Annotated in this window: 20 protein-coding genes; 6 read left to right on the forward strand and 14 right to left on the reverse strand. The window is 33.4% G+C overall.

The window, feature by feature from the left end:
* Nucleotides 1–30 precede the first annotated feature (30 nt).
* From nqrF to ubiE, 8 genes are all read right to left on the reverse strand, one after another.
* Nucleotides 31–1341 carry an NADH:ubiquinone reductase (Na(+)-transporting) subunit F gene (nqrF, locus tag ACRHNM_RS13770; RefSeq protein ID WP_431137289.1) on the reverse strand — a complete coding sequence of 437 codons (1311 nt, stop codon included), beginning with the start codon at nt 1339–1341 and terminating at the stop codon, nt 31–33.
* Between the two features lie 4 nt (nt 1342–1345).
* On the reverse strand, nt 1346–2062 hold the full coding sequence (gene nqrE, locus ACRHNM_RS13775; RefSeq protein WP_431137228.1) for an NADH:ubiquinone reductase (Na(+)-transporting) subunit E: 717 nt from the start codon (nt 2060–2062) through the stop codon (nt 1346–1348).
* Nucleotides 2063–2137: 75 nt separating this feature from the next.
* Nucleotides 2138–2782: an NADH:ubiquinone reductase (Na(+)-transporting) subunit D gene (locus tag ACRHNM_RS13780; protein WP_431137229.1), complete on the reverse strand. Its 645-nt coding sequence runs from the start codon at nt 2780–2782 to the stop codon at nt 2138–2140.
* A 1-nt stretch (nt 2783) separates the two neighbouring features.
* Entirely contained in the window at nt 2784–3584 is an 801-nt protein-coding gene (locus ACRHNM_RS13785) for a Na(+)-translocating NADH-quinone reductase subunit C (protein ID WP_431137230.1), read from the reverse strand.
* A 2-nt stretch (nt 3585–3586) separates the two neighbouring features.
* On the reverse strand, nt 3587–4810 hold the full coding sequence (locus ACRHNM_RS13790; RefSeq protein ID WP_431137231.1) for an NADH:ubiquinone reductase (Na(+)-transporting) subunit B: 1224 nt from the start codon (nt 4808–4810) through the stop codon (nt 3587–3589).
* Complete coding sequence (locus tag ACRHNM_RS13795; RefSeq protein ID WP_431137232.1) at nt 4810–6159, reverse strand: Na(+)-translocating NADH-quinone reductase subunit A; 1350 nt, start codon at nt 6157–6159, stop codon at nt 4810–4812. The genes ACRHNM_RS13790 and ACRHNM_RS13795 overlap by 1 nt, the downstream gene beginning before the upstream one ends.
* 175 nt (nt 6160–6334) lie before the next feature.
* Nucleotides 6335–7048: a porin family protein gene (locus ACRHNM_RS13800; RefSeq protein WP_431137233.1), complete on the reverse strand. Its 714-nt coding sequence runs from the start codon at nt 7046–7048 to the stop codon at nt 6335–6337.
* Between the two features lie 9 nt (nt 7049–7057).
* Complete coding sequence (gene ubiE, locus ACRHNM_RS13805) at nt 7058–7786, reverse strand: bifunctional demethylmenaquinone methyltransferase/2-methoxy-6-polyprenyl-1,4-benzoquinol methylase UbiE (RefSeq protein ID WP_431137234.1); 729 nt, start codon at nt 7784–7786, stop codon at nt 7058–7060.
* Nucleotides 7787–7925: 139 nt separating this feature from the next.
* On the opposite strand from ubiE, the gene trkA reads away from it, so the two are divergent.
* The 4 genes from trkA to ACRHNM_RS13825 all read left to right on the forward strand — a co-directional run bounded on the left by trkA (nt 7926) and on the right by ACRHNM_RS13825 (nt 11658).
* Entirely contained in the window at nt 7926–9278 is a 1353-nt protein-coding gene (gene trkA, locus ACRHNM_RS13810) for a Trk system potassium transporter TrkA (protein WP_431137235.1), read from the forward strand.
* A gap of 35 nt (nt 9279–9313) precedes the next feature.
* Nucleotides 9314–10807, forward strand: coding sequence for a TrkH family potassium uptake protein (locus tag ACRHNM_RS13815; RefSeq protein WP_431137236.1), 1494 nt, complete (start codon nt 9314–9316; stop codon nt 10805–10807).
* Nucleotides 10808–10968: 161 nt separating this feature from the next.
* Entirely contained in the window at nt 10969–11220 is a 252-nt protein-coding gene (locus ACRHNM_RS13820) for a hypothetical protein (protein ID WP_431137237.1), read from the forward strand.
* 171 nt (nt 11221–11391) lie between these two features.
* Nucleotides 11392–11658 carry a hypothetical protein gene (locus ACRHNM_RS13825; protein ID WP_431137238.1) on the forward strand — a complete coding sequence of 89 codons (267 nt, stop codon included), beginning with the start codon at nt 11392–11394 and terminating at the stop codon, nt 11656–11658.
* Between the two features lie 56 nt (nt 11659–11714).
* Here the strand turns inward: ACRHNM_RS13825 and ACRHNM_RS13830 are convergent, their stop codons facing one another.
* Both ACRHNM_RS13830 and ACRHNM_RS13835 read right to left on the reverse strand, forming a co-directional pair.
* On the reverse strand, nt 11715–12899 hold the full coding sequence (locus ACRHNM_RS13830; protein ID WP_431137239.1) for a pyridoxal phosphate-dependent aminotransferase: 1185 nt from the start codon (nt 12897–12899) through the stop codon (nt 11715–11717).
* Between the two features lie 33 nt (nt 12900–12932).
* Nucleotides 12933–14027 (reverse strand): fatty acid desaturase family protein, encoded by a 1095-nt coding sequence (locus tag ACRHNM_RS13835; protein ID WP_431137240.1) that lies wholly within the window; start codon nt 14025–14027, stop codon nt 12933–12935.
* A 145-nt stretch (nt 14028–14172) separates the two neighbouring features.
* Here ACRHNM_RS13835 and rsmG point away from each other — a divergent pair, with 145 nt between their 5' ends.
* Complete coding sequence (gene rsmG / locus ACRHNM_RS13840) at nt 14173–14802, forward strand: 16S rRNA (guanine(527)-N(7))-methyltransferase RsmG (protein ID WP_431137241.1); 630 nt, start codon at nt 14173–14175, stop codon at nt 14800–14802.
* Nucleotides 14803–15138: 336 nt separating this feature from the next.
* Here rsmG and ACRHNM_RS13845 read toward each other — a convergent pair whose 3' ends face one another.
* Nucleotides 15139–17502 carry a T9SS type A sorting domain-containing protein gene (locus tag ACRHNM_RS13845; RefSeq protein ID WP_431137242.1) on the reverse strand — a complete coding sequence of 788 codons (2364 nt, stop codon included), beginning with the start codon at nt 17500–17502 and terminating at the stop codon, nt 15139–15141.
* A gap of 99 nt (nt 17503–17601) precedes the next feature.
* Nucleotides 17602–19230, reverse strand: a complete 1629-nt coding sequence (gene pruA, locus ACRHNM_RS13850; RefSeq protein ID WP_431137243.1) for an L-glutamate gamma-semialdehyde dehydrogenase — start codon at nt 19228–19230, stop codon at nt 17602–17604.
* Nucleotides 19231–19369: 139 nt separating this feature from the next.
* Here pruA and ACRHNM_RS13855 point away from each other — a divergent pair, with 139 nt between their 5' ends.
* Nucleotides 19370–20365, forward strand: a complete 996-nt coding sequence (locus ACRHNM_RS13855) for a DUF6695 family protein (RefSeq protein ID WP_431137244.1) — start codon at nt 19370–19372, stop codon at nt 20363–20365.
* On the opposite strand, the gene apaG is transcribed toward ACRHNM_RS13855, so the two are convergent.
* Both apaG and ACRHNM_RS13865 read right to left on the reverse strand, forming a co-directional pair.
* Entirely contained in the window at nt 20366–20752 is a 387-nt protein-coding gene (gene apaG / locus ACRHNM_RS13860) for a Co2+/Mg2+ efflux protein ApaG (protein ID WP_431137245.1), read from the reverse strand.
* A gap of 109 nt (nt 20753–20861) precedes the next feature.
* Nucleotides 20862–22223, reverse strand: a complete 1362-nt coding sequence (locus ACRHNM_RS13865; RefSeq protein ID WP_431137246.1) for a pyridoxal phosphate-dependent decarboxylase family protein — start codon at nt 22221–22223, stop codon at nt 20862–20864.
* Nucleotides 22224–22272 lie beyond the last annotated feature (49 nt).

Consider the following 22272-nt stretch of genomic DNA (forward strand, 5'->3'; position numbering starts at 1 on the left):
TCAGAATGACATTATTTTGCATTTTGAATGTTATCCTCCAAAATCATCGAATCTAATGTGTTCATCTGGAATACCAAAATCTTCACCCATTTTCTGAACAGCTTGATTCATTAATGGAGGTCCACAGAAATACAATTCAATATCTTCAGGAGCTTCATGATGGTTTAAATAATTATCAATTACGCAATTATGAATAAATCCTACAAAACCATCTCCTTCTTCATCATGAATATCTTTTTTAACTTTCCAGTTATCTTCTTCCATAGGTTCAGAAAGTGCCATATAGAATTTAAAGTTTGGAAAATCTTTTTCTAATTTTCTAAAGTGTTCAATATAAAACAATTCTCTTTTTGAACGTCCGCCATACCAATATGTCACTTTACGACCAGTTTTAATGGTTCTAAATAATTGGTATAAGTGAGAACGCATTGGAGCCATCCCAGCTCCACCACCAACATATAACATTTCACTGTCTGACTCATTGATAAAGAATTCTCCATAAGGACCAGAAATTACAACTTTATCTCCAGGTTTTTGAGCAAAAATATAAGATGATGCTATTCCAGGATTCACATCCATCCAGGCATTTTTTGCTCGATCCCAAGGTGGAGTAGCAATACGTACATTCAACATAATCTCACGACCTTCCGCTGGATAAGAAGCCATAGAATAGGCTCTTTCTACAGTTTCATCATTTTTCATGACTAATGGCCATAGACCAAATTTATCCCATTCTGCTTGAAATTTATCAGGAGTTTCGTGCTCTTCAGGATGCGCTGTAATATCCATGTCTGAAAACTTAATTTCGCAAGGCGGAATTTCAATTTGGATATAACCACCAGCTTTGTAGCCCATATCTTCCGGAATCTCAACTACAAATTCCTTGATAAATGATGCTACGTTATAGTTACGTACAACAGTTGCTTCCCATTTCTTAATCCCGAAAACTTCTTCAGGAATAGTAATTTCCATATCCTGTTTCACTTTTACCTGACAAGACAAACGTGCTCCTTGCTGTAATTCTTTTCTACTAAAATGAGGTGTTTCTGTAGGCAATGCTTCACCACCTCCTGAAAGCACGTGACACTCACATTGGATACAAGTTCCACCACCTCCACATGCAGATGGCAAAAATATTTTTTCTGCTCCAAGAGTAGTTAATAATGTGTTCCCAGAAGCTACTTCAATTTCTCTTTCACCATTGATTAATATTTTTACTGGACCAGATGGTGACAATTTTTGTTTGACAAATAATAACAACGATACTAGAATTAATGTTACTAGTAAAAATGCTGCCACTGTTGCTAAAACGGTTCCTAAGGTTCCTGCTGCTGCTAAAATCATACTACTCTTCTATTTTAGTGTTGTTAGCTAATTCTGTTTTATCCTGAGTTGGTACTTTTTGTACCTCAACTGTTGTTTCTTCTTTTGCTGCTTCTTCATCACCACCAGTTAACATTCCTCCAAAACTCATAAAACCGATAGCCATAAGTCCTGTAATAATGAACGTAATTCCTAAACCTCTCAATGCAGGTGGAACATTAGAGTATCTGATTTTCTCACGAATAGCTGCAATAGCTAAAATTGCTAAAAACCATCCAATACCTGATCCTACTCCGTAAGTTGTAGCTAAACCTAAAGTAGCAATTTCTCTAGATTGCATAAATAACGAACCACCTAAGATGGCACAGTTTACAGCAATAAGTGGTAAGAAAATACCAAGAGAATTATATAATGAAGGAGAGAATTTCTCTACAACTATTTCTACCAATTGTACCATAGTTGCTATAGTAGCAATGAACATGATAAATGACAAGAAACTTAAATCATAATCTGCATATTCTGCTCCTAACCAAGATAGAGCTCCTGGTTGTAATACATATTGATCTAACAACCAGTTTAAAGGTACTGTTATTGCTAATACGAAAATTACGGCAGCTCCAAGACCAACTGCTGTAGATACTTTTTTAGAGACAGCAAGATAAGAACACATTCCTAAGAATGTCGCAAATACCATGTTATCTATAAATATCGATTTAAAAAATAATTCTACGTGTTCCATGTTTTTTAGTATTCAGTATTCAGTGTTAAATGGTTAATAGTAACTTACTACAATTAACAACCGTTTACTAATTTTTTAATCTTCTACTAATGCTTTATTTCTTGTACGTTGTACCCAAATAATGATTCCTACCACGATTAATGCCATTGGTGATAATAACATGAATCCGTTATTTTCATAACCTAAAGCATACAATCCAGTCTTTTCAATTGGATCTCCCAATACAGGAATTCCTAATAAGGTTCCAGAACCTAAAAGTTCTCTAAAAAAACCTACTATAATTAATATAACTGCATATCCTAAAGAGTTACCAATACCATCTAAGAATGATCGCCATGGTCCGTTACCCAGAGCAAAAGCTTCAAAACGACCCATAATGATACAGTTGGTAATAATTAATCCTACAAATACTGATAGTGTTTTACTCAACTCATAAGCAAAAGCCTTGAGCACTAAATCAACAATAATCACTAAAGTTGCCACAACGATAAGTTGCACTATAATTCGAATTTTTGAAGGAATAATATTTCTCATTAAAGAGATTACCACGTTACCAACACCCAGTACAAACAATACAGATATTGACATTACTATTGACGCTTCTAACTCTGCAGTAATTGCTAAAGCAGAACAAATCCCTAATACCTGAATGGTAATTGGGTTATTATCCGCTAAAGGATCTTTTATTAAAGCTGCGTCTTTTTTTGAAAGTAGTCCCATATTAGTTAGCTTGTTTTTTTAAGTTATCAAAATAAGGTTTGTATAGTTTCAAATCACTTTTAATCATAGCTGAAACTCCGTCACCAGTAATTGTAGCACCTGCAATTGCATCCACCTCATTGTCTGTTTTATCTTCATTTTTAGGATCTGCATTTCCTTTAGCCACAGTAATACCTTTAAACACACCAGACTCAGTTAGTAAATGCTCTCCATAGAAATCATCCATAAAGTAACGTTGCTTGATGTTAGCTCCCAATCCTGGTGTTTCTCCTTTATGATCAAAATAAGCACCTTGAACCACCATATTTTCATCTATTGCAACATAGCCCCAAATTGCATCCCAAAGTCCTTTTCCATAAATTGGAGCAACATATACTGTTTTACCTTCTTTATTATTTCCAATGAATAAAGGTAGTTTTCTTACCTTACCATCTTTGGCATTTGATTTCTGTTTTTTGATATCAATTAAATAAGGTTCCTGACCATTATTTGCATCCATATACTCCTGTCTGGTCATCTGATTGATCATCTTACCATCCTTTACTTCAAGAACCATTTGTTCAGAAACTTTATCTGAAAACAATTTAGGTGCTTCTTCAGTCGATACAAAAACAGCACTACTTTCATCATTATTATTTACACCCATTGCATAGAGAATGTTTTGTTGTTTCTCTAAACGCTGGTTTTCTGTAATAGTAGGCTTTAATGATGCTGCTAAATAAGCTAACAATGAGCCTACAACTAATACCATTACTATGGCAAATATTACAGTATACGAGTTTTTATCTGTTCTTTTTTCCATCGTTAAGCTGTTTTAACTTTTAAACGTTTCATACGACGTTTTACGTTTCCTTGCACTACATAATGATCAATGGTAGGTGCGAAAACATTCATTAATAATATCGCCAAGAATACACCTTCTGGGTAAGCTGGATTAAATACACGAATCATAATAGAAATGAAACCAATTAAGAAACCATAAATCCATTTCCCTTTATTAGTTTGGGAAGCGGTTACTGGATCTGTAGCCATGTAAACAGCTCCAAATAAAATACTACCAATAATTAAATGTTGCCAGAAAGGAACACTCATTAAGCCATAAAATTTACTTGATTCTCCAATCCAACCCATATCTACAACACCATTGAAAATAAGTCCCATAACTAAAGCACCTATTAATGTTGAAATAATAATTCTCCAGCTTCCAATTTTAGTAAAGATTAAGAATAATGCACCAATGATGATTAAGAATTTAGAGGTCTCACCTACTGAACCAGGAATAATTCCCCAGAACATATCCCAGTAATCATAAATCACTGAATTATTTTGTGCATAAGCCCCTAAAATGGTTTCTCCTGAAATAGCATCGAGATTTTCACCAGCTGCAATCATTTGATCGCGTTCAACTGCACCATGAACCCAGACCTTATCACCTGACATCCATGTTGGATAAGCGAAGAATAAAAATGCTCTAATCGTTAAGGCAGGATTTAGAATATTCATTCCTGTACCTCCAAATACTTCTTTTCCGATAACAACACCGAATACAACTGCAACAGCTAACATCCATAAAGGAATATCGACAGGTACAATTAAAGGCACTAACATTCCTGTAACCAAATATCCTTCTTCAACTTCATGTCCTTTAATGACTGCAAATAAAAATTCTACAGCAAGACCAACACCATAAGATACAATCACTAATGGTAGTACTTGCCATAAACCAACAACGAGATTATCCCATGTCCAAAACGTCGATCCTAAAAATCCGCTAGATGCTTCAATGTCTCCTAATGCTAAGTAATGTTGGTAACCAGCATTAAACATTCCGAAGATTAAACAAGGTACCAAAGCCATGATCACTGTGTTCATGGTTCGCTTTAAATCATCAGCAGCTTTTATATGAGTTCCGTTATGAGTTGTCTCATTCGGTAAGTATAAAAAAGTATGGAGTGCATTAAATGCAGGTGCCATTTTAGTTCCTTTATACTTCTCTTTTAAATTGTGTAAATTACTTTTTAAACCCATTATCCTATCTCTTTAAGCATTAAGTCTAAACCTTTTCTAATGATATTTTGATGTGGTTGCTTAGACACACATATAAATTCTGTCAATGCAAAGTCTTCAGGAGCCACTTCATACATTCCTAAAGCTTCCATTTCATCTAAATCTTCATACTTACAGGCCTTTAATATTTGCATTGGATAAATATCTAACGGAAACACTTCTTCATAAGAACCTGTGACAACAAAAGCACGATGCTCACCATTGGTGTTAGTATTTAAGTCATGTTTTTTATTAGGTGTTAGCCAAGAAAACGTCAACGCTCTTGAAGTTGAAATTTTATTAAAAATCGGCTTATTCCAACCAAAAAATTCATAATCGTCACCTTCTGGAATTACAGAGATTAGATTGTCGTAATACCCTAAACTTCCATCTGGCTTTAATTGTTTTCCAGATAACACATTACCAGAAATTATACGATCGTTACCATCTTTATCTACACCATTATCATAAATCATAGTGGCAACTTCACTACCTATTAAAGTTTTAAAATATCTTGGCTTCTTGACTGAAGAACCTGCTAAAGCAACAATTCGTTCAGCATTAAATTTACCAGTAAGTAGTAACTCACCAATTACAACAAGATCTTGAGCATTGATTGTCCAAACGACTTCTCCTTTATTTACGGGATCAATTTTATTGATATGCGTTCCAACATTTCCTGCTGGGTGAGGCCCAGACACATTATGAATCACAGCATCAGTCATACTTGCCAATGGCGAGTTTTTAGACCCTATGCCTATGTGTACCTGACCTTCAGTTAGTTTAGCTAAAGCTGAAACTGCAGCTTGCAACTCAGCTTCTTTACCTTTCAATACAAAATCCAAATCGGCTGCTAAAGGCGCAGTGGCATAACCAGAAATAAAAATCGATTTAGGCGATTTTTCAGGATTGGCAATAACATCATAAGGTCTTTGTTTGATAAAGGGCCAACATCCAGAAGCTAATAAATGTGCTTTAATTGTGGCAGCATCAGAACTCATGTTGAACTTTCCAAAATCGTTATAAGACTGTTGTTTATCTGCTTGAATTTTAATAGCATCAATACGTCGTTTAGGACCTCTTAATACTTCAATCACAGTTCCAGAAACAGGAGATACAAACTTTACCTCTTCATTTGATTTATCGTAAAAGATAACATCTCCAGCCTTTAAGGCAGTTCCTTCTTTTGCAACAAGTTTTGGAATAACGCTGTGAAAATCTTCAGGTCTGATAGTGCAGAAATTACTTATAATGGCTTGTTCTACTGATTTTTCAGCTTCGCCTACAAGTTTTATATCTAGACCTTTTTTAATCTTAATGTCTTTTGACATACGCTTTTTATTGAAATTAGTTGTCTAAAAATCGGTGCAAAAATACGAATTAATTGAGTAAAAAAACAGCTTATTGATGAAGTTTGTTATTTTTATTGATTCTAAATAAAGACATTCAAATTAGAGACAATAATTAACCAGCACAAATAGACATAATGGTGATGTAAAAGAAATTTTACTGAAACGTGAAATTCAGGAAGATGCCACGAGTTTTCATTGTAGTGACATTGCTCGTCCATGGACTATTTGGGTCAACATCTCTTACAATCTCATCTGTCATAGCAAAAACACCTCTAATGGAAGGTGAAAATTTAAACCATTGGTTATAAAAATCAATACCAAAACCTAGCTCATAAAACATGACATTTTTTGTGGTTCTAAATTGACCTGCACTATTATCGTCTGGATTTTCTTCATTACTGGATAAGTTTATCGAAGTAGAAATACCTCCAACTATAAAAGGCTTAAAATTATTTATACGCTTAGTAGAAATTTTTAACAGTAAAGGAAAGTGCACATACGTAGATTTTACTTCACGTAATAAATCTGAATCATTAAACTCCAAACCATTAAAATAGCTAGGATCATACATGATATTTCTTTGAGAAATAAAAAGTCCTGGTTCGAATCTTAAATCTAAATAGTCATTAATACGCAAGTTGGATACTAAACCAACACTAAAACCAACATTTGTTTCAACAAGTATATCTTTTAAATCTTGTTCATAATTAAATTGATAATCATAACTGTTTACACCCAGAAAAAAACCCCAAGACAAACGATCTTTATCAAAGTTTTCGTTATTCTTAATTTTTTCCCTACTAAATAATTGTGCAGTCGCTGTTTGCGTTACGATTAATAAGGCTAAGACTATAAATACTCTTCTCATAAATTTACATTATGCTTTGGATGCAGTGTAAATAGTTGCAACACCAAAGGTCTGTGGTTGATCTTCAACGTTAATAAACCCAGTTTTACGTAAAATATTGTTTAGTGCTTCACCAAAAGGGAAAACCGAAGCTGATTCACACAAATATGAATAAGCAGATTGATCTTTAGAAAACACTTTTCCAATAGTAGGCAAAATATATTTAGTATAAAAGTTATAGCCTTGTTTAAATGGTGTTTTTACAGGAACAGATGTTTCTAAAATAACAAAAATACCTTGTGGTTTTAAAACGCGTAAAATTTCAGCCAGGCCTTTTTCTAAGGTTTCAAAATTACGAACGCCAAAAGCCACTGTTATAGCATCAAATGAATTATCTTCAAAAGGTAAATTCTCAGAATCACCAACAACCATACTAATTACACCATCTAATTTTTTGGTATTGATTTTAGTTCTACCAACCTCTAACATTCCATCACTAATATCTAAACCTACAATCGATTCGGCATTCGTTTTAGCCAAACTAATAGCCAAATCTCCAGTACCTGTGGCAATATCTAATATGTTTTTCGGCTTTGTTTCAGCAACGATATCAACAACTTTATTTCGCCATTTAATATCTATACCAAATGAAATTACACGGTTTAACCCATCATATTCCTTTGATATATTATCAAACATTTGAGTGACCTGTTGTTTCTTGCTTAGGTCACTATCTTTATATGGTTTTACTTTTGACACCTTCAACTTTTTTGCAAATATAAGACATCTATCTTACAGTATTTAAGAATTTACCTTATGAATTATAATCAAGACCCATTTACTTTATTTGAGATAATATTGTAGTATATTTGTATGTTTTTTCAATACAATTTATTTAATGAAAATAATAATTGCTGGAGCAGGAGAAGTCGGATTTCATTTAGCAAAACTATTGTCATATGAATCTCAAGAGATTACACTTATTGACATTAACAAGGAGAATTTAACATATGCTAATGATCATTTAGATATACGAGTTATCAAAGGTGATGTCACCTCAATAGCTATTTTAAAAGAAGCCAGAATTAATACTTCTGAGCTTTTTATAGCAGTGACTTCTTCAGAAACCACAAATATTACAGCTTGCGTTCTCGCCAAGCAATTAGGTGCAAAACGAACAATTGCCAGAATTTCTAATGCTGAATTTATTGACAATAAGGATGACGTTGGATTTACTAAATTTGGTATTGACGAGCTTATTTCTCCAGAAGCACTTGCCGCTTCAGAAATCGAATTATTATTAAATCAGTATGGCTTTAATGATACTTACGAATTTGAAGAAGGTGCCTTAACCATGCTTAGTTTGCGTTTATCCAGAACAGCATCTTTTGTTAGCAAAACAGTTAAAGAAGCTGCTCAGGTTTTTCCTGAACTCCATTTTATTCCTATTGCTATTCAACGCTTTGGAACGCAATACACCATTATTCCCAGAGGAGACACCCAATTTAAAGAAGGCGATAAAGTTGTATTCATGACCTCTAAAGGTGGAGATGATGAGCTTTTTGAGCTATCAGGTCGTGTTAAAGCTGAGGTAAAAAATGTGATGATTCTTGGTGGAAGCAAAATTGGCTTTAAAACAACAAGAGATCTTAGCGAGAATAAATTTAATGTAAAAATCATTGAGAAAGATAAAGACATTGCTTTTGAACTTGCAGATGACTTACCTAACGCCTTAGTCATTAATGGTGACGGTAGAAACGTTGAGCTTTTAGAGGAAGAAAACATCAGTGACATGGATGCTTTTATTTCAGTTACTGGTAATTCAGAAACTAATATCATGTCATGTCTGGTTGCAAAATCAAAAGGCGTTAGAAAAACCATTGCCTTAGTTGAAAACATGGATTATTACCAATTATCTCAATCTATTGGTATTGACACACTTATTAATAAAAAACTTTTAGCAGCAAATAACATCTTTAGGTACATTAGAAAAGGTGAAGTTTTAGCCATGACAAAACTGACTAATATGAATGCTGAACTATTAGAGTTTGAAGTCAATTCGGCAAATTCTAAAATCACCAAAAAACCTATTAAAGATTTAGACTTTCCTCGATCTGCAATTATTGGAGGTATTATTAGAAACGAAACAGGTATTATTCCTTTAGGTAGTTTCCAAATACAAGAAGGCGATAAAGTTGTCGTTTGTTGTTTACCAAGATCTATTACAAAAGTTGAATCTTTTTTCTTTTAAAATGTTCATTAAATTAAGACCATAGCAACCAACCAATGAAACTCAATTTCAAAATTATTTTCCATTTTTTCGGATTGTTATTGTTGTTTAATGGTGGCTTCATGCTGTTGGCTGCATTAATGAGTTTTATCTATAAAGATGGTGTAACAACACAAATTTTATTATCAGGAATATTAGTGGTTATCGTCGGTGGAATTTTGATGCTCACCACAAAAAATCACAAAAAAGAACTAAATAAACGGGAAGGATATCTTGTGGTCTCCTTTGGCTGGATTGTGATGGCGCTTACTGGCACACTACCTTATCTTTTAACCGAATCTATTCCTAGTTTTACAGACGCCTTTTTCGAAACGATGTCTGGTTATACCACGACTGGAGCCTCTATACTAAATGATATTGAATCTATTCCTGAAGGTGTATTATTCTGGCGAAGTCTAACGCACTGGATTGGTGGTATGGGAATTATTGTTCTCGCCATAGCAATTTTACCATTATTAGGTATTGGTGGTATGCAGCTTTTTGCTGCTGAAGCTCCTGGTCCTAATGCAGACAAACTACATCCTCGAATAACAGATACAGCTAAACGACTATGGCTTATTTATTTTGGTTATACAGCTGCTGAAACGATTTTATTACAAGTTGCCGGAATGTCCTTTTTCGATGCCATAAATCATTCCTTATGCACCTTATCAACTGGAGGTTTTTCTACTAAAAATGCTAGTGTTGCGTATTGGAACGGACAACCCATCATCCAGTACATAATTATAGTGTTTATGTTTTTGGCAGGTACCAATTTTGTATTGAGTTACTTTGCGTTTAAAGGAAAAGTACAAAAGGCTATACGAGATGAAGAATTCAAACTCTATTTTAAATTTATAGCATTATTTACAATAATTGCAGCACTCATTATCTATTTTAGAGCAGACTTCTCAATATCTTCAATTGATCATCCAATGGTATATGGCAAAGGTGAAGCTTCAATACGTCATGCTTTGTTTCAGGTGATAGCCATCATTACCACTACTGGATTTGTAACTGCAGATTACACTTTATGGACTCCATATTTAGTGGTATTTTTCTTTGGATTAATGTTTCTTGGCGGATCGGCTGGAAGTACTTCAGGTGGTGTAAAAGTTGTTCGCCATATGATTATGATAAAAAATGGATTTCTCGAATTTAAAAGAGCATTACATCCCAATGCCGTATTACCTGTTCGATACAATAAAAGGAGCGTTACAGGAAATATTGTTTTCAACATTTTAGGTTTCTTCATACTTTATATGATTTCTTTTATTGTTGGTGCTTTGGTGTTTTCTATGTTCCAGATTGATTTTGAATCTTCTATCGGACTTTCTGCTTCAAGTTTAGGAAACGTTGGACCAGCTCTTGGTAATTTCGGACCAGTAAACAACTATGCTGCATTACCTGCACTTGGAAAATGGTGGTCTGCTTTTCTAATGCTTATTGGTCGTTTAGAACTCTTCACAGTGCTGATATTATTAACTCCTTTTTTCTGGAGAAACCGATAACTCTGAAATATTTTTTCAATTTTAACAATTTCAAAACACATTAGTAATTATAGGTAGTTCGAGAATTTTATGCTTGACTTTTAACGCTTTAGAAGACAAATCGCTGTAACATTTTTAAGGATAATACGTCTTATTTGTATAATCATAAAAAATCAACCATCATGGAATTATTAATTACTCAAGAATTAGAACCGTTACCCATACGTCATTTAGAAACAGAATTTGAAACACCTGAAGGCTTATTAAATTCAAACTATAAAAAAGTTGTTAAATGTAATTTAAACAACCTTAATTCAAATTCAATCTTTGGTATTAGGCAACGTGTAAAGAGCAGACAATATCAATTTACTTCAAGTATTGAAACGCTTTTAAAAGTGTCTGTTTTTGCAATCGCCTTAGCAGTTATTTTATAATACTGCATTACAATTAGATCTTTTAACTGGTACGATTGAGTACTCTCAAAACTATCTTTTACATTTATAATTAAGACCTCTTCGATTCGTGATTTACGACATCGGATGGCATTATATACTCTAGTAGTAACATATAATTTCTGAAATATTTCAGAGTAAAAAAAAGATATTATGAGCTCAATGTCAGCAATGAATGTTTCATTAAACAATAATAGAAAACTATTAAAAAACAGAAAGCACAAACCATTTACTAAAATGAATGGAGGACCTGGTAAAACACGAATTTACAAGCCTTACACTTTGCCTAAATTACAACCTCATATTTTAAGACGTATCAGGCTAAAAACCCGCAGACAAAACAAAAGGCTATTCATTAAAAAATTAATGATTGGAATAGTTGTTATCTTAATGCTTACCTATTGGCTTTTTCAACTATAAAAAAAACCAGTTTAGCTAAAACTAAACTGGTTTTCAAATTTCTATAGAAATTAAATTTAAGACAATATATCCTTAATTCGTTTAACAGCTTCAATAATTTGCTCTTGTGAAGCTGCATAAGAGATTCTTATACAATCAGGATTACCAAAAGCTTCTCCTGTAACAGTCGCAACGTTAGCATGCTCTAACAAAAACATAGATAACTCTGTTGCGTTATGGATTGTAGTTCCTTTGATAGTCTTTCCAAAGTAATAAGACACATCTGGAAACACATAAAAGGCACCTTCGGGTTCATTGGTTTTAAACCCTTCAATATCGCTAAGCAAACGTAAAATAAGCTGACGCCTTACTTTAAATTCGTCAATCATGTATTGCACCTTAGAAGGCGGTTCGTTTAAAGCAGTAATAACTGCTCGTTGTGCTATACAATTGGCACCACTAGTCACCTGACCTTGCATCTTGTTACAAGCTCGCGCAATTTCAGCTGGAGCTCCAATATATCCAATTCTCCAGCCTGTCATAGCAAACGCTTTAGAAACTCCATTTACTGTAACGGTTCTATTGTACATGTCTTCAAACTGAGCCATACTGGCATGTTCTCCAACAAAATTGATGTGCTCGTATATTTCATCAGATACTACAATAATATTAGGGTGTTTTTGTAAAACATCAGCTAAAGCTCTAAGTTCTTCTTTACTATATACTGAGCCACTTGGATTACAAGGAGAGCTGTACCAAATCATTTTTGTCTTTGGTGTAATTGCAGCTTCTAATTGTTCTGGAGTGAGTTTAAAGTCATTTTCTATTGAGGTCTTAACCTCTACTGGAACACCTTCATTTAATTTGACAATATCACTATAACTTACCCAGTAAGGACAAGGTAAAATAACCTCATCACCTTTGTTTAAAATAACAGCAGCTACATTTGCTAAGGCTTGTTTTGCACCAGTTGAAACCACTATTTGTGGTAAGGTGTAGTCAAGCTGATTATCTCTTTTAAACTTTGTAATGATAGCTTGTTTTAATTCAACATAACCATCAACAGGAGTGTATGTATTATAATCATCATCAATAGCTTGTTTAGCCGCTTCTTTGATATAATCTGGCGTATTGAAATCTGGTTCTCCAAGACTTAAACCAATGATATCTTTGCCCTGTTCCTTCAATTCTCTTGCTTTAGCTGCCATAGCAAGAGTAGCAGAAGTTGACATGTTTAGTACTCTTTCTGAAAGTAGGCTCATGTTGTGATTCGTTATTTTAAACTGCAAATTATATTAAGCCACACTAGGTTTTCTGCCTAATTCTTTTAATTGCTGATAATGTTCTGAAATAGCTGTCCATATAGAATTGTATTCGTTGTAAGGTAAACTAAATTCATGAGCCGTTTCTCTTACAATTTTAGCTATATTTTTATAATGAACATGGCTTATATTTGAAAACAAATGATGCTCAACTTGTCTATTTAAACCTCCTGTATAAAATTCAACAATCCAGCTTTTAGGTGAAAAATTAGATGTAGTAAACAGTTGGTGAATTGCCCAAGTATTTTTCATGTTTCCATTCTCGTCAGGTAATGGCATTTCAGTATTAGGCATTACATGTGCTAATTGAAAAATTACGCTTAAAATAATTCCAGCTGTATAATGCATGATAAAAAACCCAATTAATACTTGCCACCAAGCGTATCCTAAAGCAATTGGTAACACTACCCAAATAGAATAATATAATATTTTACCAATAATTAACTTTGTCCATTGTGTTGCAGGATTAGGAAAATCGCCATAAGATAATTTACGCTTAAGATAAACATAAGTCTGCTTAAAGTCTGTGGTAATAGCCCAATTAACAGTCAATAAACCATATAATAAAAAAGCGTAGTATTTTTGGTATTGATGAATTTTTAACCATTTAGAGTGTTTAGAAAAACGAATTATTCTTCCTGCATCAATATCTTCATCGTGTCCTTGAATATTCGTATAAGTATGATGTAATACATTGTGTTGTACTTTCCAGTTGTAATCGTTACCAGCTAAAATATGGATACTGCTTCCCATTAATTTATTAACCCATTTTTTGCTCGAGAAAGACCCATGATTTGCATCGTGCATGACATTCATACCTACTCCTGCCATCCCAATTCCTATAACCATCATACATATAACCTGCAACCAAGTTGGCAAATCAACTGTTAATAATAACACTAATGGCCCTAGCAATAAGGTGAACATTATTATAGCCTTTATGTATAACTTCCAGTTTCCTGTTTTCTTAATATTGTTTTCCTTAAAATATTCATTAACTCGTTTATTTAATGTCCTGAAAAATTTAGCAGAGTCTGTTCTTGAAAAAGATAGCGTTTGCTTTGTCATAGTTTTGGTGTTTTTTTAGTACTAACGTAAATTAATTAGCCTTCGTATGATGTGGCAAATATAAATAATTAAAACTGCTGTAATGCTAATTAAATCGTAAAAATATACACATAAAAATGCATACTTTTGTTGAAAATTCCAATCGATGCAACTTATTAAAAAACATTTTCCAGAATTAACAGACACTCAATTAAAACAGTTTGAGCAACTAGAAACACTATATAAGGACTGGAACTTAAAGATAAATGTAGTCTCTCGAAAAGATATTGATGAATTATATTTACGTCACGTGTTACATTCACTAGGAATTGCAAAAGTGGTGTCTTTTTTGCCAGACACAAAAGTTTTAGATGTTGGTACTGGTGGTGGTTTCCCTGGGATTCCGTTAGCCATATTATATCCTGAAACTCAATTCCATTTAGTTGATAGCATCGCTAAGAAATTAAAAGTTGTTAATGAAGTAGTTGATGGATTAAGCTTAACAAATGTAAAAACAACTCATGATCGGGTTGAAAATATTGATGATCAATTTGATTTTATTGTAAGCAGAGCTGTTGCGATAATGCCAACATTTGTACATTGGGTTAAGGGAAAAATTGCAAAAGAGCAAAAACACGACCTTAAAAATGGAATATTGTATTTAAAAGGAGGAGACTTATCTAAGGAGTTAGAAACTTACAAAACTGCAACAATTTATAATTTAAGTGATTATTTTAAAGACGACTTCTTTGAAACAAAAAAAGTAGTACACTTGCCTCTTAAATTTAGAGGATAAATCAGTTGATTTCATCTGTAATCACTTCCTAAACTAGTTTATATATGATAGTAACTCTGATAGACAAAAAAGCCGTTTGAAAGATATCAAACGGCTTTTTTTATATTTTTAAAATATTGCTTATTGCTTAACAATTCTTTTGGTTGTTAAACTACCTTCAGCATTTACAAATTGTATAATATAAGCTTGAGATGCTAATAATAATGCCAAAAATGCTCAGATTGCTCTTCTGAATGAAGACAAACCTTATGAGTAGGTTGTGTCATTATTTAAATCTACTAAAAGAGGTTAATTCAAAATAAATTAACCTCTTTTTTTTGAATACTGTTTTAGTGATTATCTCACTATAACCTTAGTACGATACGTTAAACTATCTTTTGTTTCCAAATTTAGAACATACATTCCTGAGGTTAAATTCAATGCTATTACTGTTCTGTTGTTAAGTGAATCAACGTTTGTTTTAAAAACTGTTTTTCCAGTCATATCAATTAAAGAAACTTTAACATCTTCAATTAAAGTGTTGTTCAAAATAACCAATTCATTGTCTATTGGATTACTCTCTATGTTTACAGAAAAAGATTTTTCAAATACTGAATCAGATAAAGTCTCTTGAATAATTTCACTCAAAGCAAATGCAACGTTCTCATTTGTTAGAGTCACATGCGGTTCATTATCATCAGGCATATACCAATTTACAAAAGGGGTCTCATTCGTAGTTACAGTTGCAAGTGAATTAAACCAGTTAATGTTAGTGTTTCCAGGTTCGAATGCCATAGCACTAACACTAGGAATAAAATTAAAATAATCTGTGCTCAGAGCACCTAAAAATTCGCCAACAAGTCCATCTGTGTCTAGATCTGTAGTCAGACCAAGAATATCAAAAAGTCCTCCAGAGGCTGCATCTATTCCACCAGAAAAATTTGGTGCTTCAGCACTAGCATTATTAATTCTATCATTAGCTAGAGGAAACCACCATGCAAAATCTAAATGCACTTTGCTCACTTCTATTTGAGTTCCAGCATTAGGTGTAAAATAGGTTTCTACTTTTAAATCTGCTCCAGTCATAATATTTATATCTGCATCTAAAATTTGACTACCAGGCATTAAATTACTTGGTGAAGCCATATTGTTCTGGTAACGATTATTAATTCCGCTACCATTAATAATTGATACATTTCTGGTAAGTTCAGGGAAGCCCGAAGTTGTTAGATTGTGCAGTCTATTATCAAATATAGATTTAAAGTAATATGGTTGTGGTAAAGCTAGAGCACTATTAAAAGTAACACCATCACTATTAGTAATGTGAGATTCAAATTGATCTGTTAACATTTGTCTTGCTGCTGGAGATTTTAACATTCCATCAATAATAGGTTGCAATTCTTCGACATTTTGATCACCAAGAATCCAAAAATCATCTAAACCAAAAGCTAAGAAATTAAACTGATGTTGAAAACTAATAGGCACATTTGCTCCATGGTGAGGTGCATCAAAAGAAATCCAGAGCCTAGTATCGTGATCCATATTTTGATTTTCCATATAATTAAGTGCATAACGTGAAATAAGCCCACCCATACTTGGTCCAATAACAACATTCTGCTCACTACCCACTTTATCCGTATTAATTAAGTTTATTAAATCGACTAGCAACATCGCATTACGCTCAATAAAATCCGCACCACCATCAACAATCGCATTATCCTGTGCTCTGACGTATTTTGGGAAGTTTAAAATGACAATATCAAAGCCTTCATCTCTCACAATATCACCTAAGTTTGAAGTTGTGTTTCCGTCATTAAAATTCAATAAATCATAAATTCCTGAAATAGTTCGTCCATCATCTGGATCAAAACCATCTACTAAAAAAATAGGCTTATCCAAAACATTATCTGCACTTAGAAAGAGTTCATATTCACCAGTTCCAGGATAGGAAGTCGTTTCTCCATAGACCGATAAATCTGGAGTAATACTGGAGCTAAACGTATTAATAACCTCACCAGATCTTGAATATATATCTGCATTAGAATATGAAATTTCAATAGTAGAATTTCTTAAAATTGTCTCACCTGAGTCCAGTGTAATTTTAAACTGAATCAGCTTTTCACCGTTCTCAGAATAATTAACAGTTATATGTTCATTGAAATTAATGAGTCTGAAACCATTTCCATCATTAAAATCGATTTCTATAGATGAGATGGACGCACTCGAAGTATTAAAAACATGATTAGCCGACAATTTATATGTTGTTTGTAACCCTTTATGACCAGTCCTTAAAGCAGAAGCGACTATCAATTGTTTTCTTTCAAAAACAGCAGAGCCATTATTGATTAAATACCCTTGGGCATCTATTGAAACAGAATTACTCTGTAAAGCCTCATCTGTTATGATTTCATATTCAGATTGCAAAATCGCTAACGGAATCACCTCTGTGATATAGCTGTCTTCACTAAGTGTTTTCAAGTGTTGTAATGGTGGTAATTGTTTTTCTAAATCACCTTGAGCAATTGCCTTATATGCCTGGTAAAAGGCAAATGTGCGAATCGGTTTTTCATTATAACTTTGAATATCTATAACTGGAGATTTATGAACTAAAACATTAGTCTCCATATTTGCAGTATCAAATTTTAGAAGCGGATTTTTTTTGTCTTGAGCAAAAATTGAAATTGAAAACATCAAGACAAAAGCCAGGTAATTTTTTTTCACGTTGTAGGATGATTAGTTTTTATAAATATACAAAAATCTTAATATCAAAAAACCCAAAGCGAATTGCTTTGGGCTTAATTAATTTATCATACAAAAATCCTATTCTCCTAAAAACGGATAACGATAATCTGTAGGTGTTACAAATGTTTCTTTTATCATTCGTGGAGACACCCAACGCAATAAATTAAGTGCACTTCCCGCTTTATCGTTAGTCCCTGAAGCTCTCGCTCCTCCAAAAGGTTGTTGACCAACAACAGCTCCAGTTGGCTTATCGTTGATGTAAAAGTTTCCAGCACAATTTTGTAAGGCTTTTGTCGCTTCCTGAATTGCATATCTATCTTTAGCCAAAATAGCTCCAGTTAATGCATATTCACTTGTTTCATCTACTAGTTTTAAAGTTTCAGAGTATTGATTTTCATTATATACATATATCGTAATTACAGGTCCGAATAATTCAGTACACATTGTAGAATATTTCGGATTGCTAGTAACAATTACAGTAGGCTCAATAAAATAACCTTTACTCTTATCGTAGTTTCCTCCAACGATAATTTCGGCATCACTATCAGCTTTAGCCTGATCTATATATTTTGCGAGTTTATCAAACGACCCTTCATGAATCACTGCAGTTATAAAATTCTCTAAATCTGCAGGAGAACCCATTCTGAAAGATTTTACGTCTTCAATAACATAATTCTTAACGTCATCCCAAATATTAGAAGGAATGTAAGCACGTGAAGCTGCACTACATTTTTGTCCTTGAAACTCAAAAGCACCTCTTGAAATTGCTGTAGCCACTTGCTTAGCATTTGCCGTTTTATGAGCTATGATAAAATCTTTACCTCCTGTTTCTCCAACAATTCTAGGATATGTCTTATAATGATGAATGTTGTTTCCTATTTTTTTCCATAGTTCTTTAAAAATGTAAGTAGAACCAGTAAAATGTAATCCTGAAAAATCTGGACTATCCATAACTGTATCAGTAATCATTACAGGATCACCAAACACCACATTAATGACACCTGGAGGAACTCCGGCTTCTTCAAAAACATCCATAATAACTTTAGCTGAAAATATCTGACTATCACTTGGTTTCCAAACTACAACATTTCCCATCATTGCCATACATGCAGGAAGGTTTCCAGCAATGGCAGTAAAGTTAAATGGTGTCACTGCATATACAAATCCTTCTAAAGGACGATATTCTAATCTGTTCCATGCATCACTTGTACTTTCTGGTTGTTCATGATAAATATCTGTCATAAACTGAACGTTAAAACGCAAGAAATCTATTAGCTCACATGCTGCATCAATTTCAGCCTGATGAACAGTTTTTGATTGCGCAATCATAGTTGCTGCATTTATTTTTGCTCGATAAGGACCTGCAATTAACTCGGCTGCTTTTAAGAAAATTCCAGCACGTTGTTCCCATGGCAAATTAGCCCATTCTGTTCTGGCTTCTAGAGCTGTAGAAATTGCAGTTTCAACATGAGATTTTTCTGCTAAATGATACGAACCAACAATATGCTGGTGATCATGAGGAGCTGACATGGTTTTTGTATTTCCTGTCGTGATGTGTTTTCCATCGATGTATAAAGGCACATCAATTTGTGAATTCCACATGTTGCTGTAAGCCTCTAATACTGCATCACGTTCTGGTGAACCTGGAGCATACGATTTTACAGGTTCATTTATAGCTATTGGTACGTTGAAAAATCCTTTTCCCATCTTAAATTTTGATTTAAAAATTGGTTATTGTTTTGAAGATGCAAAGGTACAATTTTTTGACAACTAATAAATCTAACAACTATTAAATGGAAGTTAAAATACTGAGTTATTTTTTGTAAGTTGCTTTCTTTAATTTGATATGAACGACGGCATTATTCTCACACTTGCTTATCCAGAAACCATAGTGTCTCATGCTGAAGAATGGTATTCTCCGTTTTTAAAATATTTCTTTATAGGAAACAATAAGCATGTTAGAGCTGGACATGCGGCTTTAGTATTAATTGATAAGGCTACTGGTGTGTTAGAATATCACGATTTTGGAAGATATATCACCTCTTCACCAGACGGAAGAGTTAGAGGAAGAGAAACGGATTTTGAACTTCATTTTCCTATTAAAGCTGATATCGAAAATGACACTATTAAAAATCTTAAAGACATTTTGATTTATCTAGCCACACATCCCAAAATCACACATGGCGATGGTAAATTATATGCTTCTGTATGCAATGCTGTTGATTACAAAAGAGCAAGGCAACATATAACGTCTCAACAAAAGCTTGGGTTTATCCGTTATGCCGCTTTTATTAAAGACGCTTGCAATTGTGCTCGTTTTGTAACAGACAGTCTTATTGCCAGTGTAACAGATTCTAAAATTAAATCATCACTTATCAAATCTAACTATTTTACACCAAGCACTATTGGTAATGTGGTTATCGCAGATACCGAAAATGATGTGTATGTAGTTTCTGAAAGTGGTGAAATTTCTGAATTTAAGTCTAGTGTAAGTAAAGTGAATCGACGTTTGTTTTTAGACACTTTAAAAGATTATGATCCTAATTTGATTGGCACATTAAAACCTAAACACAATGAAGTGAAAGCTGATCATGCACAATGGCTTGGTGGAATTGCCGCAGGCGCATGGTTTGAAATTCACGATATAAATCAACAAACGAAATTCCGTTTCAGGAGAATTTCACCTCATGGAAATATTGATTGCGATGGAGTTTACAAAGTCAATTCTGAAACATTTGACATTTCAATCCACTACGAATTTATTCATTATTCAAACTGTCAATTTTTTCATATTGAGCAGAATAATAAAACGTATAAGTTTAAGGAAAATTTCAAGGACTAACTAATTAAGGGCAAAAGGCGCACTTAATTTAAATGAAGGAATAATCACCTTAAATTTATTGGTGTTTGAAAAATTAACCATATTGTAGTGACCTTGCATTGCTCCAAAAGGAGATGTGAGTAAGCAGCCCGAATTATAAGTATGAGACTCTCCAGGTTTTAACACAGGTTTTTTTCCGATGACACCTTCACCTTCAATAATTTCAACATTATTAAGAGCATCTAGCACTTTCCAGTATCTGGAGTTTAGTTGAACCGAATCTTTACTTTGATTTTCAATTGTTACTTTATATCCAAATGCGAAATGCACTTTATAATTTTTATAAAATGTGCCTTCGAAAGTTGTTTCGACAGAAATTTTTATACCGCTTGTAACCTGTTGTACCATTAAAGAATTTCAATTAAAGTTTCAAAAATAGCTAAATTTTGAATGAATATCTGCGTTTTTTTTCAATTATACAAAATTTTAACACGATATCCTGATTTTTTGCATTTACTTAAAAGTCTTCAGAATCGACAAAATTTTCTAAGGTTTTAAAAAATAAAAGCATGTCTTTTTCTTCGACTTGAGTATTAATCGTGACCAGTCTCACAAAAGTATTTCCCCTAAATGTTCCGTAGCCAACCATTAATTTAGAATGCTCATATAATTTCGTGCAGAGGCTTTCAGCTGAAATCCCTTTGTAATTAAAGCACACCGAAATAGAATTGTCGAAACTATACAATGTATAATCTGAATTTGACCTGATATAATCTCTGGCTACATTTGCCAGATAAAACTGATAATCTACAATTTTTTCAAGTCCGTTATTACCAACCGATTTCCAAAGCGTCCATAATTTTAAAGCATCATTACGTCTGCCACATTGAAGTGAAGTCTTGCCCAAATTAAAAGCATCATCATCTGTTTGATATAAATAATCTGCATCATTAGAGAACGACTGATACAAGTGTTTTTTATCTTTAGTAACAATAATCGAACATCCTAAAGGCGTACCTAACATTTTATGTGCATTCACGCTAAAAGAGTCGGTTAGTGCAATGCCTTCAACTAAATGTTTGTATTGTTTACTAAAAATCACAGAACCACAGTATGCGCCATCTAAGTGCAACCAAAGATGATGTACTTTACAAATCTGACTGATTTTAACGACATCATCAAAAGCTCCTAAAACAGTTGTGCCAGCAGTCGCATTCACAAAAAAAGGATGATATCCTTTATCCAGATCTTCTTTTATCTGAAGCTCTAACTCTTCAGGAAGCATTTCTCCTTTGGCATTAGTTTTTACAGATCGTACCTGATGTCTTCCAATACCAACAAATGAAGCATTTTTAGTTACAGAATAATGTGAGGTATCAGACGTATAAGCAATTAAAGTTTTAGACATGCCTTCATTTCTAATTGAAGCATCAAAAGCATCTCTTGCCATTAGCATTGCCATGTAGTTACACATTGAACCTCCAGGTGCAATTGTACCATCACTATTTTCTCCATAGCCAATACGCTCACATATACTTTGCAATATAATTTTCTCAATACCAACCTGAACTCCAGCAACTTTATAAGTATACATGCTATTGTTGAGCATTACTGCGAGCAAATCTCCTAACGTAGCTCTGGAAATTCTTCCTCCGAACAACTGATTAAAAAAAGCCTTAGATGCCGTTTTTGGTGTGCTTCTAATGATTTCTTTTAATGTATCTTTAAAAGTGTCGTCAATGGTTGGCTCATCGTGAAGTTCAATATCAATCGTATCATATAATTTTTTAGTATCTATTGGTATTGCAACCGGATTATTTGTTTCTTCAGAAATTAAGAATTCGGCTAATTCTATAAACAATTTTAAGTCGTCGTGCATACCTGATTATGATTCTAAAATTTTTGGCTTTGTGTAAATTTATCCCTAT

This window comes from Psychroserpens mesophilus, from assembly GCF_050617655.1.
Classification (GTDB): Bacteria; Bacteroidota; Bacteroidia; order Flavobacteriales; family Flavobacteriaceae; genus Psychroserpens; species Psychroserpens mesophilus_A.

Excerpts from the sequence above, each read along its gene's own strand:
- ACRHNM_RS13835 (WP_431137240.1), bottom strand. The coding sequence starts at position 14,027 with ATGACAAAGCAAACGCTATCTTTTTCAAGAACAGACTCTGCTAAATTT.
- ACRHNM_RS13790 (WP_431137231.1), bottom strand. The coding sequence starts at position 4,810 with ATGGGTTTAAAAAGTAATTTACACAATTTAAAAGAGAAGTATAAAGGA.
- ACRHNM_RS13825 (WP_431137238.1), top strand. The coding sequence starts at position 11,392 with ATGAGCTCAATGTCAGCAATGAATGTTTCATTAAACAATAATAGAAAA.
- ACRHNM_RS13795 (WP_431137232.1), bottom strand. The coding sequence starts at position 6,159 with ATGTCAAAAGACATTAAGATTAAAAAAGGTCTAGATATAAAACTTGTA.
- ACRHNM_RS13830 (WP_431137239.1), bottom strand. The coding sequence starts at position 12,899 with ATGAGCCTACTTTCAGAAAGAGTACTAAACATGTCAACTTCTGCTACT.
- ACRHNM_RS13780 (WP_431137229.1), bottom strand. The coding sequence starts at position 2,782 with ATGGGACTACTTTCAAAAAAAGACGCAGCTTTAATAAAAGATCCTTTA.
- ACRHNM_RS13815 (WP_431137236.1), top strand. The coding sequence starts at position 9,314 with ATGAAACTCAATTTCAAAATTATTTTCCATTTTTTCGGATTGTTATTG.
- rsmG (WP_431137241.1), top strand. The coding sequence starts at position 14,173 with ATGCAACTTATTAAAAAACATTTTCCAGAATTAACAGACACTCAATTA.
- trkA (WP_431137235.1), top strand. The coding sequence starts at position 7,926 with ATGAAAATAATAATTGCTGGAGCAGGAGAAGTCGGATTTCATTTAGCA.
- ACRHNM_RS13800 (WP_431137233.1), bottom strand. The coding sequence starts at position 7,048 with ATGAGAAGAGTATTTATAGTCTTAGCCTTATTAATCGTAACGCAAACA.
- ACRHNM_RS13855 (WP_431137244.1), top strand. The coding sequence starts at position 19,370 with ATGAACGACGGCATTATTCTCACACTTGCTTATCCAGAAACCATAGTG.
- apaG (WP_431137245.1), bottom strand. The coding sequence starts at position 20,752 with ATGGTACAACAGGTTACAAGCGGTATAAAAATTTCTGTCGAAACAACT.
- nqrE (WP_431137228.1), bottom strand. The coding sequence starts at position 2,062 with ATGGAACACGTAGAATTATTTTTTAAATCGATATTTATAGATAACATG.
- ACRHNM_RS13785 (WP_431137230.1), bottom strand. The coding sequence starts at position 3,584 with ATGGAAAAAAGAACAGATAAAAACTCGTATACTGTAATATTTGCCATA.
- ACRHNM_RS13865 (WP_431137246.1), bottom strand. The coding sequence starts at position 22,223 with ATGCACGACGACTTAAAATTGTTTATAGAATTAGCCGAATTCTTAATT.
- ACRHNM_RS13820 (WP_431137237.1), top strand. The coding sequence starts at position 10,969 with ATGGAATTATTAATTACTCAAGAATTAGAACCGTTACCCATACGTCAT.
- pruA (WP_431137243.1), bottom strand. The coding sequence starts at position 19,230 with ATGGGAAAAGGATTTTTCAACGTACCAATAGCTATAAATGAACCTGTA.